The organism is Paenibacillus sp. FSL H8-0122, from assembly GCF_038005345.1.
Taxonomy (GTDB): Bacteria; Bacillota; Bacilli; order Paenibacillales; family Paenibacillaceae; genus Paenibacillus_AQ.
The window spans coordinates 1673797-1688163 of sequence record NZ_JBBOTB010000001.1 but is presented as its reverse complement, the minus strand read 5'-3'; the positions used below and the strand labels follow the sequence as shown (position 1 = coordinate 1688163).

The window sequence follows — 14367 nt, the reverse complement described above, 5'->3', positions numbered from 1 at the left end:
TTTCATAATCCTCTCTGGTTGGACTCAGACGCTAACTCCAGGATTGCACCGGGCGGGCACGGCACAGACTCACCGCCGAATCCGGCGAAGCTTACCGCTTCGCGGTTGCCGGGCGCTGCCGTAACCGTGATCTCTTCGCGGCCGATCCGCAGCCGGAAGCTGCCTCCGCGCAGAATCACCGGCAGCTCAATGGAACTCCAGGTCTCCGGCAGAGACGGCTTAAGGGTGACGGTCTGTCCATCAAAGCGCACAGCCGCGAAGCCAAGAACCACAGCCATCCATGCGCCTCCATTCGCCGCCGGATGCGTCCCTCCAATATAGAGATCGCCAACATACTGCTTCGACTCCCCGGTAAGATCTACGGTGGCCGTGCGCATGAAATAAGGATATCCCCAGTCCGGCAAGCCGATTTCCGCTGCAGCCAGTGCGTAGATACACGCACTGAGGCTGGAACCATGCTCGGTTCGCGGCTCATAGAATTCCCAGTTGGCCAGCTTCACTTCCCTGCTGTATCTGTCCCGGAACAGGTGCAACATCAGCACCACATCGGCCTGCTTCAGGATTCTTGTGGTAGCAGCCAGCCCATTGCCTCCGCCCCAGTACTCATTCGGGTGAATGACCCGTGCCTTCAGCTCAGCCAGAGACACATCCTCCAGTTGCAGATAACGGTCGAATTGTTCAATCAACAGCGTATCCGGGTCCGGCTGCGGAACATAGAGCTGTGCCAGCATGGCTCTGAATTCATCCAGGAACGGCCCGTCTGCATAAGATTCAGCAAGACCGTTATACACGGCCGGATATTTGTCCTGCAACCTTTCTGCTGTCTGCAAGGCAATCTTCAGTGTCTCCTGAACCATAGCGCTCGTAAATGCGTTATTATTCACGCGCTCGTGATATTCATCCGGGCCGGTAACATCCAGCAGCTCATACCGCTGCTTCACGGGATTATAATAAGCATAGGAATAGAAGAAACGCGCACATTCCCAGATGACCTCCGCCCCGCCGTCCGCCAGGATGCTGTCATCTCCCGTGAAGATCACGTATTGCCAGAGGCCGTGCACGACATCTGCACTGATATGAATCTGCTTATCGCGGAAATAGGTCCGCATGGGTCGTCCGGTAAATACATCGTTCACATTGAACAGGGTACAGGCATCATCCCCTGTATCCTGACTCTCCCACGCATAAAAAGCGCCCAAATATCCATACTCCGCCGCCTTCCGCCGTGCACCGTCCAGCGTGTGGATGCGGTACATCATCAGGTTACGGGCGGTGCCCGGGTCGCTGTGCAGGAAAAAGGGCAGCATGAACATTTCTGTATCCCAGAATACCGCGCCCTTATAGACCTGGCCCGACAGCCCGCGTGCCGGAATGGATACTCTCGCAGATAGCGTAGGTGCAATGATCAGCAGCTGATACATACTGTACCGCAGCGCGAACTGCGCCGCTTCATCGCCTTCAATGACACAATCACTGCGTGACCATCGCTCCGCCCACTTCCGGCTGTGAGCCTCCAGCAGTCCGGCATACCCTGTCTCAGCGGCGGCCTGGACGGTCTGCACCGCCCGCTCATCAGGTCCGTCTTCTGCAGGATCGCCTTCGCCATCCAGACCGGTGAACACGGCTGCATATTTGCACCATGTATAAGTCTCACCTGCCTTAGCTTCTATAGAAATATGGCGCAGTGCGGTTCCTCCATCCAGCCCGATAACACCGTCAACCCGCTTCGCCTGTTCAGCCGTACCGAACGTTATAAGCTCCGCCACCGCCACCTGCTGCCCCAGCTCCCCGGTAACTGCTGTTGACAGCAGCACCCCACCGGCAGAGCTGCTCTGCTGCTCGAACAGATGGGGGCCGTTAATATCCCACACCGCGCCATCGATTCCTGTAGTAATCTCTATCCGGCAATCGGTTGTGCTGTGAACGGTCCAACGGGCGGCCATCACATGCTGCTGATCCATACTAACGAACCGCTCTGCGGTCAGGGTCAGCTTCCCGCCGCTGCGAATAGTGAACACCGTCTCCCTCGAGTGGACTGCTGTGCGTAGGTTCAGGCTCTGTGTATGAGCCAGCGGTTCTGTTTCCAATACGCTTAGTTGTATCCCGTCACAGGTGACTATCGTATACAATCCATTCGGGGCGTTCACCGGCTCGCGCCATTTGTCGCCCGCCCGGTCATATACTCCGGCCAATGTAACCGCCGCAAGCTGCTCCTTCCCGAACTCCTCAAGGACTCCCCGGAAGCCCATATAGCCATTGCCGGTCATAAATTTGTTGCCGTTCGCCGTAATCCGCCCGGGCCCGAAGCTGCGCTCACTTACCGTCCAGTCCATTACACAGCCATCCCTTCAGCAAGAGGAAGCTCGATTCCTGCTTCATCTACGGTCACCCGCTGATCATAGATCAGCACCTCTGTGCTTCCCCCATCGACTGCTCTGAAGGAAACCGACTCTGCATTTACCGTAATACCGAGCAGTACGCCCCTGCACATCACCTGGAAACTGTAAGCGGTCCACCGCTGCGGCAGCACCGGCCGGAAGGACAGACAATCTCCATCCGAGCGCATTCCGCCGAAGCCGTAGACGATGTTCATCCACGCTGCGGCGATCGATGTGGTGTGCAGCCCTTCCCGGGTATTGCGGTTATAGTTGTCCAGATCCAGGCGCGTGGCGAACTCGAAGAACCGGTACGCTTCCTCCGATTTGCCCAGCTCACTGGCCAGAATCGAGTGAATGGACGGCGAGAGCGAGGACTCATGAATACATCTCGGTTCATAATAATCATAATTAGCCAGCTTGGTCTCGCGGGAGAACTGCCCGTTGTAGAGGAACAGGAACATCAGCACATCCGGCTGCTTGATCATATCGTAACGGTACAGGCGGTCATACGACCAATTCGAGTACAGCGGGAATTCCGTAACCGGAATCGAATGAATGTCGATATGCGGCATATCAAAAAATCCGTCATGCTCCTCGTAGATGCCGCTGCCGGGATCGAACGGGATTTTCATATGGGCACGCTTGTGGTCCCAGTCGGCCAATTCCTCCTCGCGGAGCGCAGTAACCGCTATAACCGCCGTATATGCTTCAGGCGCCTCCGCCTTCATGAGGGCTACTGTTTCGAGCGTATATTCTAATAACTTCTGGGCCATCAGATTGATATAGCAGTTATTGTTAACCATAAGCTGGAATTCATCCGGCCCCATCACGCCGAAATATCCGTATTCCCCGGTGCGTTGACCCCACTGGCCGCGGGCTGCATAGAAACGGCTGATCTGAATCAGCATCTCGGCGCCTTTGCTGTAGAGGAATTCCAGGTCGCCGGTGTTCTTCACATAATGCCAGATGCCGTAGGCGACCGCCGTCCCGACATGAAGCTGCAGATTGGAATGCTGCCACAGGTCACAGCTCTCTGTCCCGTCAATCGTGGCAATCGGATAGAATGCGCCCTCGCAATCTACATCCTTCCCGCGCTGGAGCGCCTGAGGCAGTGTCTTGTAGCGGAATTCCAGCAGACTGCGGGCCGCCTTCGGGTTATTGAACAGATAGAACGGCAGACAGTAGGACTCGGTATCCCAGAAGGCCAGCCCCCGGTAAGCTTCGCCGGTTAACCCTTTGGCACCGATGTTGTACCCGGGATGGTCCCCGTGATACGTCTGGTACAGCTGAAAAATACAAAAACGGATGCCCTGCTGATTCTCCGGGTCGCCCTCAATCCGGATATCGCTGGTTGCCCAGATACTGCTCCAATAGGAGGCCTGGTCAGCAACCACCTCTTCCTCCACCAGCCGGTCCGCCGCTGCTGCAAGCTCCATGCCTTTTGTCCAGAGACGGTCTGTAGCTGGGGCAGCATCCGTGCCTGTCACATTGACCACAAGCTTCGTGAAGGAAGCAGGCTCCCCTTCAGCCAGCATAAGCGGGAATTGCCGCCCGATATACCGGTCATCTTCCACAAGCTCCGTATGCAGCACCTGCGAAGACTTCAGGACAAAGCCCGAGAACAGCTGATTTCCGGTTGTCAGCGTACGGGCCATAATGGCAGTTATTGCTCCTTCCCCGCCGCGCTTCTGCTCTTTCCACATACTCTGGCCGTGTTCCTCATGAATCATGCCGAAGTCAAGGCCAGTACAAATATCCACCTTCCCCGTGAAATTAAGCGCGGTGAAGCTAATCTGCTGCAGTCCCAGATGGGACAGAGTCATGCTGACCAGGCGTGTGAAGCAGAGCTTCAGCTTTTTCCCGTCTGCCAGCAGCCAGATGAACTCCCGTGTATAGGTTCCCGCCTGGAAATCCAGTCTGCGCGTATACGCCTCAATGCGGGAGTGCGCCAGATCCAGAGTTTCACCGTCCACCGAGATCCGGGTATGCAGCCAGTCCACGGCATTGACCATGTAGCGCAGCGACCGGATAATGCCTTTATAATGATTGCCAACCTCCATCTGCTCATTCAGCCCGTTGAAATAGCTGCCCGGCAAGGAATCACCGCTGTAACCCTCGTCCGCATACCCCCGTACCCCCATATACTCATTGCCCAGTGAAAAAATAGATTCCGAAGTCCGGTTGCGTTCCGGATCAAAGCCTTCCTCAATAATTGCCCAGGGATCGACCTTCAGATAGGGATCTGCTACTTTTGCCATAATTGAAACTCTCCTTCGCTAAGTGAGGCTTGGTCCGCTCCTCCGCTCACAACGGAAACAACGGACACTTTAGTTCCAGAGTATCGCTAAGCCCGCCCGTGACCAAGGTCCGCCTGTAAGCGAGTTATGTGCATTTGTACGGATCATATGGAATGCGGACGACAAACGCAAAAAAGCCGCTCCCCCTCTGCATCTATCCAGAACAGGTGGCAACTGATATAATATCGTGTGAAACACATAAGTTCTTTATTTTAAAAAAGCCTATCATGCGCCCAAAAACATAACCTTGCTCACACAATTGAAGTGAAATTTATCACAATGTTAAAAATTCGACACTTTTATACGAAAATACTTACCCATAAAGAGGAATTTCAAGGTATAATTAATTTAAAATTTACTGAAAAACTGAGGGAATAAAGGGGATGTCGATTATGATAAAGGAACATTATAATGTTATCGAAGCCCGCGGCAATACAAACTGTTTCTCCGAACAGAATTTTAACCGCCTGTTGGTCACCATGAAGGAACGTGTAGTCCCTGAAGGATCACACCTGTTCTGGGAAGGCGATTTCTCGGATAAACTGTTTTATATCAAGCGTGGACGTGTGAAATTGACCAAATCTACAGACGAAGGCAAGGAACTGATTCTGTATATGTATCAGGCCGGCGATATGGTAGGTCAGGCTGATCCGTTCTTCAGCACGAAGCACAGCTTCACGGCCGAAGTGATTGAAGAGAGTGAAGTAGGCGTGATCGAGCAGAAGGATCTGGAGATCTTGATCTGCCAGCACTGCGACTTCGCCATCGACTTCATGAAATGGATGGGCATTCATCACCGTCTCACCCAGACGAAATTCCGCGATCTGATGATGTACGGCAAACCGGGCGCACTCTGCTCCACACTAATCCGTCTTGGCAATACCTATGGTGAGAAGACTGGCGACAGCATTCTGATCAACAAAAAAATCACGCATACAGATCTGTCCAACATGATCGGCGCTACCCGTGAGAGCGTTAACCGCATGCTAAGTGATCTGCGCAAAAAAGATGCAGTGGAGTATGAGAATGGCATGATTGTCATCAAGGATCTGGCGATGCTTCAGGAAATCTGCCACTGCGAATTATGTCCCAATGAAATTTGCCGAATTTAATTTCCTATCAATAATACCCTCTATTCACCTCATTGAAACATATCTGACCCAAAAAATTTAATAGAGTGGTCATGACGCCCTGACCGGCGTCTTTTTTTCTGCTCACTTCCCTTATCAGTAAGCTATACCCACACGGGCTCTTATGAAATCGCTAGCATCAATTTGACTATAAGTGAATTCCGCTGTATCTGCTACAGATATTTCAGTACCGCCTTGGGGCAGAATGTCTTGTCTCACACGATAGGTTCCCAAGCGTTCGCCGTTCTGCAGAGCGGTTGGGCACACAATGGTCCATTTAAGGTTCGACCGCTCCAGCAAGCGATAGGCTTGCTCATGTTCTTCTGCGGCACGGGTGGACCTGCGTTTAGATTCGCTGGATTGGTAACGCAGGAGTTCAGGTGAAAGCTCACTTTGGAGAATACCCGCAGTTCCTACGGTAATAATGCGCTCTATCCCTTCCTGATACATGGCTTCAATGATAAAAGGCGTACTGTCTGTAAGCGTGGTTGTCCCATCAGTGTTCAATGCACTAATAACTACATCATTTCCCTGCACTGCCCGGGCAACATCTTCTTGATTAAGAACATTACCTTCGATGATCGTCAGGTTGGCATGGATCGGCTGAACCTTCTCCGGCTTACGGACCAACACTGTCACGTGATGTCCATCCTGAAGAGCATAGGTAACAATGTGGCTCCCCACCCGGCCGGTGGCACCAAGAATCAATATATTCATATGAAAATAACCTCCTGGTAAGAATTATCCCTATTATAGCAGGGATAGAGCGACAAAAAAGCCCCGCAGCCATGTAGCAGCTGCAGGGCTTTATATGGAAGTTAGCTTGCTTTCTTAGTCTGAGGAGGAGCAGATAGTTTACGCGGAGTTCGCACAGGCGAGATCAGCCAGTAAGCCATGCCGACGAATACACCGCCGCCGATGATATTGCCGAGCGTGACAGGAATCATATTATGCAGCCAACCGGCGATGCTGACGGTCTCCGGGTGATTCGGCAGCAGCACGGCTACGCTGAGCAGCGTCATGTTCGCTACACTATGTTCATAGCCGCTCGCGATGAAGGCGAACAGACACCACCAGATCAGGACCAGCTTCGCTGCTTCACTCTTGGCGCGGGAGGACATCCACAGTGCCAGGCAGACCAGCCAGTTACAGAGAATACCGCGGAAGAACAGCTCTGAGAACGGCAGGCTCATCTTTTTGGCGGCAGCTGCGAAGATCAGATGCTCGGCAGGCGCTGCCTTGAAGAGGCCCGACCCCTGAATCAGCAGCGCCAGCACCACAGCACCGGTCACATTGCCGAGGAATACCAGGACCCAGTTCTTCACCGTATCCCAGACTGTTGTTCTCCCGGCAAGCGTGCTTACTGTGAAGAACATATTATTACCTGTAAACAGCTCTGAGCCTGCGAATACAACCAAGGTCAAGGCAATCCCGAAGGATGCCCCCATAATCAGCGGCTGGAACGGTGACTTGATCGCCGCCAGCGGTGCCCCCAGGGAGAAGATCAGAATAATACCAATACCCACATATGCTCCTGCCAGGAGGGCCGCCAAAAAATATTTGGGCAGACTCTCATTCATTTTGTCGCGCTTCCCTACGGCTGTCTCAACGATATTCTCTACGCTCTGCGTAAACATATCCGCACCTGCTCTTCCTTTAATTTAGGTTTGTTACTGCCGCAGGCAGAGTGACCTTGACCACTCCGCCCTCTACTGTAACCGGATAGACTTCTGCCTGCCCCCGGTCCGGTGCCTGAACCTCTCCGGTGCGAAGGTCGATCTTCCAGTCATGCAGCGGATCATATAAATAATAGCCTGATACAATGCCTTCCGCGAGCGGACCGCCCTTCGGGTGGGGACTGTGGTTGCGGACCGCATAGACTGCGCCGTCCGATGTGCGGAATATCGCTAATTCGACGTCTCCTGCATGAATTACCCGGCCGATCTGCAGCATGAAATCTTCCACTGTGCCTATCGTATATTCCCGATTACTCCGTTCCATTATGCTCTCTCCCTCTCCCTTTGAACTATACCTGTGTCTCTTCAAACAGCGCGGTGCGGGTGTTTTTGTCGTCCAGCATTTTCCGCCAAGGATCTCTCACCTGGGCCAGGGCAAAGTCAATACGTGCCGCCAGCTCTTTACGGTTGTCGTCATTGCCCATAACCACTGTCTGGATATGCTCAAGACCCATACGCTCAACCCATTCGGAGGTTCTCTCCAGGTAGTTGCCGGTCTCACGGTAGTACTGGATGACTGCGGAGCAGACCTCAACCAGCTCCTCGTCGGTCTTCACCTTGCAGAAGGCATCTGCGATCCGTGGCTTAATCCCGCCATTGCCGCCGATGAATACTTCCCAGCCGCCGTCATTGCCGACAATCCCGATATCCTTCGTGCAGGACTCTGCACAGTTACGCGGACAGCCGTTAACCGCCATCTTGAATTTGGCCGGCATATCCAGCCGCTCATATTTACGCTCAAGCATAGCGCCCATGCCCATCGAATCCTGTGTGCCAAAGCGGCAGAACTGCGAACCCACACATGTTTTTACCGTACGCAGCGACTTCGCATAACCATAGCCGGACGGCATATCCAGCTCCTCCCACACCTTAGGCACATCTTCTTTTTTGACACCGATCAGGTCCAGGCGTTGTCCGCCCGTCACCTTCACAACCTTCACATCATACTTCAGGGACACATCGGCAATCCGCTTCAAATCCTCAGGAGTGGTCACCCCGCCATACATCCGCGGTATAACTGTATACGTTCCGTCCTTCTGAATATTGGCGCTCATCCGTTCATTTACGAACCGGGATTCCTTCTCATCCTCATGAGTGTCCGGATAGATCATGCCCAGATAATAGTTCACTGCAGGGCGGCATTTGGAACAGCCTTCTGCCTGCTTCCAGTCCAGGACATGCATGACTTCCTTGGTGGTCCGGAGGCCTTTCGCCGTAATCTCGGCAACGATCTCATCCCGGCTAAGCGGGGTGCAGCTGCAGATTCCCTGCTTGGCGCTCTGCTGGAAGCTGTCTCCGAGAACGAATTGCAGAATCTGCTCCACCACCGGCTTACAGCCGCCGCAGGAGCGGGTTGCACCCGTACAGGCTTTGATCTCATCCACCGTAGTGAAGCCGTTCTCCGTAACAGCATCCACAATCGCTTTTTTGGTTACGCCGTTACAGCCGCAGACGATTTCTTCGTCGGCCATCGCTTCGACGGACATGCCTTTCTTGGCTCCGCCTCCGCCGCAGCAGCTTGTGCCCATAACCTCATCATAGATTTCATTGGTCATCTCTGTGCTGTTTTTCACAAGCTTCTGCAGGTTGGCAGATTCCGTTACATCACCGAATAGAACGGCACCGACAATCACATTATCCTTAAGCAAAATCTTCTTGTAGGTTCGCTTCCATTCATCCTTGGCAGAAATGACGGTATGCTCCGGCGTTTCGGTGAATTCACCAGCGGAGAATACATCTACCCCGGAAATTTTGAGCTTGGTTGCTACAACTGAACCTTCATAGCCTGGAGTCTGACTACCTGACAGATGCTTGGCGAGAACCATGCCCTGCTCGAATAACGGTGCGACGAGTCCGTAGCAGGTTCCCCGGTGCTCTGTACATTCGCCGACAGAATACACATCAGCCATAGAAGTCTGCATATAATCGTCAACTACAATCCCGCGGTTAACGGTGATTCCGCTGTCCTTCGCAAGCTGGACATTCGGCTTGATTCCAACAGCCATCACTACAAACTCTGCGGGCAGTTCACTGCCGTCACTGAAGCGCAGACCGGTCACCCTTTCTTCGCCGGTCAGTTCGACCGTCTGCTTGCCCATGGCGAATTTCACACCTTGACGCGTAAGCTCTGCCTGTAGCATGGAAGAAGCGGTACGGTCCAGCTGACGCTCCATCAGATCCTCCAGCAGATGCACAACGGTAACATCCATGCCCAGATTGACCAGGCCCTTCGCAGCTTCAAGACCTAGCAATCCTCCGCCGATTACAGCCGCCGTGCGGTACTGCTTCGCTGCTGCCAGCATCGCATCACAGTCCGCGATATCGCGGAAGCCGACTACCCCATCCTTGGTGCTGCCGGGTACGGGTAGAATGAAAGAATTCGAGCCTGTGGCAATAATTGCTTTATCGTAAGGAACCGCCAGTCCGTTATCGGTCAATATTAGTTTGTTCTGTTCATCGATCCGGGTAACCGTCGTACCGGTATGCAGTGTAATATGATTATCCTCATACCACCCGAGATCATTGAGAATGATGTCTTCCATCGTTTTGCTGCCTTCAAGTACATAGGACAACATAATCCGGTTATAGTTGGGATGCGGCTCACTGCCGAAGACAGTAATATCATAAGCGCCGCCCAGCTTCAGAATCTGCTCAATAGTGCCTACTCCCGCCATGCCATTCCCAATCAGCACTAACTTTTCTCTTTCCGCTGCCACTGGTAGACCCTCCTTCAGAAACTCTGATTTCTTCAATAACTTTACCTGATAGAGAAATTATACTGTCCCCAATTCCCTCGCAAGTGTGACCACAGTCACACCTTATGTGAATTTTTTCACACAAGTGGAGATGACTTCTCCCGTTCTTACATAGGACAACTTATGGCGTGAAGCACAGAGATATATTATTCAAAAAAAATGGATACCCGTGCAGTTTCGCACAGATATCCATTCATTCACTTATTTCAGTACCAGAGAGATCTCCAGCTTGTCCTGCGGACTGAGCTTCATGTCCACTCCATTACCGAGCAGACCTTTATCGTTGACTTTCAGTCTCCATTCCTCGCTGCTAAGCGGGGTATATTCCATCACGGTGAGCACCGTCCGGTTATCCTCGGCAAGCCGGACCATACCGCTGTTCTTGAGCAGTCCCTTGACCGACATATCCTGCATAAAAGAAAGCACATGCGAATGGGTCAGCTCCGGCTGCTCGCTCCCCCCGTTCACAGTGATGATAACAGGCTGAAACATCTTTCCGGTTCCGGCAGGACCTGCTGTCATTGTAATGGCCGAACCCGGCTCCAAGGTCGTATTCAGCTCTTGAACCTTCTTGCCGTTCACCTGAACCTCCCAGCTCATATCCGGACCCAGGGAGACCTTATTCACCTCAAGAATATTAGCTCCATCTGCTGAAAATGTAACAACGCCGCTCTTCTTGAACAGCTCTATCATTGAATTTCCGGGCACGTAAGCTTCGTTAAGCAATCTGGCCGAGCTCCCGGCCATTTCGCTGTCACCTACCTTGACCGAAAAGGTTAATCCCTGTCCCCCGTTACTGCTGCCGCCATTCCCTGATCCCAAGCCACAACCGCTTGCCGCGGCCAGCAAGAGAAGGCACAGCATGAAGCGCATCCATTTCGTGGACATCCCGCGGCACCGCCTTCATATGTATTTTCCCGGACTCTTTAAGGATAACGCATAGAGGAAGGGTTCTCAAATCATTTTTCATCGGCATAATCTTCCAAATTATTAGGTCTCATGCTATAATCGCAGAAGCAATAGAAGGCTTACAAGGGCGGTCGGCTAATCTCCCAGAAGGGAGGTGAGGCCAATGGAGGTTTATCAAGCGTTGTCACTGATGTTCATGTTCGGCATGTTCATTATTGCTCTGCTGAACTACCTCAATAAGAAATAGACCGCCCTGGTCAAAGGTAGCGGTCTATTTCTGCTAAACCATATTCCAAGCCTCCGCCCTTAAAAGCGGCTGTTGCAAACGGAGAGTCGTGTTGGTAGCACGGCTCTCTTTGCATTGTTCGCTGTTTCTGAATCGAGTATACCACATACATTGATGAAAGTTAACCCAGTTAACCCGGTTAACTGGGTTAACTAGTTGAACTTTGTAACCCTATTGATATCGCAGGAACAGAATATTGTTCTCCAGATGTACATGCTCGAAGGTCATGCCTTCCAGTTCTTCAAGACGGGCATAGGTTAAGCGATAGGTCGTGCAGGCATGCGTGGGCGGCGTGTAATCATTAGTTACTCTGCGAAGCTCACGCAGAATCTCTCCGGCTCCGTCATGCTCGGCTTCCAGATTATGCAGCAATCCGCGCAGCTCAGTAAGTCCTTCTTCGGTTGGGTTCTGAGTGTAGGCCAGCATCTTAGGGAATTCACTCTCTTCTTCCTTCGCCGTATGCTGCAGCAGCTCTTCACGCAGCATATTGAACAGACGATGCATCTCTCCCAGGTGCGGTGAATCCTCACCGTGAACGCGGAACACCTTGGTTACATTTTGGCTGATTAGCGGAAGCTCTTCACGCAGGTAGCGGTGATGCTTGTTCACAATATAATCCACCAGTTCCTCTGACGAAGCCTCGTTCCAGGCGGTATCCTCTTCCAGAACCGGATGCTGCTGCTGCAGCGTGTTCAGCTCCTGAACCATTGCTTCCGGGTCAAGACCCTTCTCGGCAGCGGCTTCAGCCAGCGGCTTTGCACCTCCGCAGCAGAAATCAATCCGTTGTGCCTTGAAATAATCAGCTGCTTTGGGGAACTGCAGAACAATATCTCTGACCATTGCTTCCGGGGTGAACCCGGGATGAATTGTTGTATCGTTTAATTGATTGGACGCCATGTTGGCCCCTCCTCAGGTTAGATGTAGGTTTGTGCTTCTTTTCACTTCTACACCTTATCACTGGCCTTAGGCGGAACTTGTGATTGTACGCACTGAATATAACAAATTTTAATGAACGCGAACTTTTTGTATTTAAAATGTTAAGTATACTAGACATTTTGTTTTATATATTTTACAATATACGGGAGGTGAGGGAATGGGGAAAAATCTGAGGCTCAAAGCCTCCAGAGCGGCAAAGGACATGTCGCAAAAACAGCTCGCAGATGCCGTGGGGGTCACAAGGCAGACAATTATTGCGATTGAGAACGGTGATTATAACCCCACTCTGAGGTTGTGCATAGACATTTGTGTAACACTTGGGAAGACGCTGGATCAATTATTTTGGGAGGGAACGAAGGATGAACAGAACGAACCTGGATGAGAGACAATTGCAGAAGCGGCACAAGGCGGGGAATCAGGCATTTCTTTTGGTGGCATTCTTATTGCTGGCAGACATGGGGCTGCACAACTACGGAATGAAGTGGCTGGAATATCCGCTTAGTAATTACGCAATTTTCATGCTGGGTGTGGGTTCCTATCTCGTACGGCTGATCTGGAGCGGTGCATATGTGGGACCGGGTGGCGGGCAAAGCGGAGTGAACGGGAGAAGCATAGCGGGTGCAGTTCTGGCGATTGTGGTGGCGGCCTGCATCCTTATCATTACTTTCGTGAATCCAGCCGCCCAATCAGCAGCTACCAGCGGCGCGAACGGGAAGGTGATTCTGATCATTTCCGTTACAGCAGGACTGGTCATCTTAAGCACAGTGTACTTGATCCGGCGGAGGAATAACCGGGCGGACTAGAGCCGCTTTTGCTGTTGTGAGTCACTAGAAGTAGAAATAAAGAATTTAAACAAAAAAGCAAAAGAAGCGGAGGGGAAATTTGGAACTGGAGGAGCGGAGCGATCGCCTTTGTGTTTGGATTTCTACCGCAAAGAGCGGTTTGTATCGGGGAATCCAAACACAACAGCGGCCGGAAGTCCAAATGTTCACCGCAGCGACGACCTGGCTTCAAGTTCAAATCTTTTTTCGAGTTTACCTTTTTTATTGAACCGTCGCCTGCATATAAGTCCGCTTGCCCTGCGCATCCTTCAGGTAGGGGCCAAGTCCGGCGAACCGTGAATGATCCACATAGACACCCGTCATCCATCTGCCTTCGGTCAGGCCGCCGTTCCACTGCAGCACCAGATCGGGGGCAGAGATCCATTCCTGATACACTCTGATGTTCTTATCCTTATATTCTTTGGCCGGTTTGTTCAATTCGCTCAGCGGTGCCGGGGTAAGATAGGTGGGCACGAAATATACAGAGATCAGCTCCATATCCTCCTCACTCAGAAAAGCCTCCTCCCCCAGGTAAGGCTGGAGCAGCCGGGTATTCTCATACATGGACCATATCACAGCTTGAAGTACCATGCTCTGGCTAATTCCATTATGAAAAGTAAAGCGGCGCTGAACATTTGGGCCACTCCCTTCGTTAACCGCTACCGGCTCCAGACAATGCCGTTCACAGCCGATACATTTCCAGCCGGACGGGCCTTGAATCCATTTCTGAAACACGCTCCCGCTGTCATTGTCCCCTTTATATAGAGAAGAAATGATCTCATAGGGCACACCGATCCACGCATCCCACAGAGAATCCGGGAGATGGTTATGAAGCATGAACAGCACCTTGTCATAGATCAGCTGTACTTTAATCGAAGCAGTCTCCAGTTCGGCGACATCCTTTTTTCCATAGGTTATTTCCCGGGAAAACAAGGTGATGGTCATGGTCCTCGCCTCCTAAAAGTTGTGTGAGCCCTCCGCTTCCTTCCCTCAGCATCGTCCAAAACACATCTCGTAAGCATCCGCCTGCCGCATAACCCTGGGCTTTTCCACCTTTTGTTAACGCTTCCACGCATCCGTAATATTTAGTATGTTCTATTATATTACACAGGTAGGGC

General features: G+C 52.0%; 13 protein-coding genes. 4 read left to right on the top strand and 9 right to left on the bottom strand.

Translation table 11 applies throughout. The features are described 5' to 3' along the window. Positions 1-2: 2 nt before the first annotated feature. On the bottom strand, positions 3-2333 hold the full coding sequence (locus NSS64_RS07155; protein ID WP_341139698.1) for a glycosyl hydrolase family 65 protein: 2331 nt from the start codon (positions 2331-2333) through the stop codon (positions 3-5). Continuing rightward, the gene (locus tag NSS64_RS07150; RefSeq protein ID WP_341139697.1) at positions 2333-4636 is read right to left on the bottom strand and encodes a glycoside hydrolase family 65 protein; all 2304 of its coding nucleotides are present in this window, start codon (positions 4634-4636) and stop codon (positions 2333-2335) included. Before NSS64_RS07150 ends, NSS64_RS07155 begins: the two co-directional genes overlap by 1 nt. Before the next feature lie 431 nt (positions 4637-5067). Here NSS64_RS07150 and NSS64_RS07145 point away from each other — a divergent pair, with 431 nt between their 5' ends. After that, entirely contained in the window at positions 5068-5787 is a 720-nt protein-coding gene (locus NSS64_RS07145; protein ID WP_405115098.1) for a Crp/Fnr family transcriptional regulator, read from the top strand. 114 nt (positions 5788-5901) lie between these two features. Here NSS64_RS07145 and NSS64_RS07140 read toward each other — a convergent pair whose 3' ends face one another. The 5 genes from NSS64_RS07140 to NSS64_RS07120 all read right to left on the bottom strand — a co-directional run bounded on the left by NSS64_RS07140 (position 5902) and on the right by NSS64_RS07120 (position 11185). Next, the gene (locus NSS64_RS07140; protein ID WP_340993607.1) at positions 5902-6522 is read right to left on the bottom strand and encodes an NAD(P)-dependent oxidoreductase; all 621 of its coding nucleotides are present in this window, start codon (positions 6520-6522) and stop codon (positions 5902-5904) included. 101 nt (positions 6523-6623) lie between these two features. Further along, the gene (locus tag NSS64_RS07135) at positions 6624-7442 is read right to left on the bottom strand and encodes a formate/nitrite transporter family protein (protein WP_341139696.1); all 819 of its coding nucleotides are present in this window, start codon (positions 7440-7442) and stop codon (positions 6624-6626) included. A gap of 19 nt (positions 7443-7461) precedes the next feature. Continuing rightward, positions 7462-7806: a nitrite reductase small subunit NirD gene (nirD, locus tag NSS64_RS07130; protein ID WP_341139695.1), complete on the bottom strand. Its 345-nt coding sequence runs from the start codon at positions 7804-7806 to the stop codon at positions 7462-7464. 25 nt (positions 7807-7831) lie between these two features. Beyond that, a complete protein-coding gene (gene nirB / locus NSS64_RS07125) occupies positions 7832-10258 on the bottom strand; it encodes a nitrite reductase large subunit NirB (protein ID WP_341139694.1) in 2427 nt (808 codons plus the stop codon). 240 nt (positions 10259-10498) lie between these two features. Further along, positions 10499-11185 (bottom strand): hypothetical protein, encoded by a 687-nt coding sequence (locus NSS64_RS07120; protein WP_340939428.1) that lies wholly within the window; start codon positions 11183-11185, stop codon positions 10499-10501. Between the two features lie 184 nt (positions 11186-11369). Here NSS64_RS07120 and NSS64_RS07115 point away from each other — a divergent pair, with 184 nt between their 5' ends. After that, positions 11370-11453, top strand: coding sequence for a putative holin-like toxin (locus NSS64_RS07115; RefSeq protein ID WP_269079210.1), 84 nt, complete (start codon positions 11370-11372; stop codon positions 11451-11453). A 210-nt stretch (positions 11454-11663) separates the two neighbouring features. On the opposite strand, the gene ric is transcribed toward NSS64_RS07115, so the two are convergent. Further along, positions 11664-12389, bottom strand: a complete 726-nt coding sequence (gene ric / locus NSS64_RS07110) for an iron-sulfur cluster repair di-iron protein (protein ID WP_445667779.1) — start codon at positions 12387-12389, stop codon at positions 11664-11666. A 196-nt stretch (positions 12390-12585) separates the two neighbouring features. On the opposite strand from ric, the gene NSS64_RS07105 reads away from it, so the two are divergent. Then, positions 12586-12810 carry a helix-turn-helix transcriptional regulator gene (locus NSS64_RS07105; RefSeq protein WP_036698494.1) on the top strand — a complete coding sequence of 75 codons (225 nt, stop codon included), beginning with the start codon at positions 12586-12588 and terminating at the stop codon, positions 12808-12810. After that, the gene (locus NSS64_RS07100) at positions 12788-13231 is read left to right on the top strand and encodes a DUF6773 family protein (protein WP_341139693.1); all 444 of its coding nucleotides are present in this window, start codon (positions 12788-12790) and stop codon (positions 13229-13231) included. Before NSS64_RS07105 ends, NSS64_RS07100 begins: the two co-directional genes overlap by 23 nt. Before the next feature lie 240 nt (positions 13232-13471). On the opposite strand, the gene NSS64_RS07095 is transcribed toward NSS64_RS07100, so the two are convergent. Next, the gene (locus NSS64_RS07095; protein ID WP_341139692.1) at positions 13472-14194 is read right to left on the bottom strand and encodes a hypothetical protein; all 723 of its coding nucleotides are present in this window, start codon (positions 14192-14194) and stop codon (positions 13472-13474) included. Positions 14195-14367 lie beyond the last annotated feature (173 nt).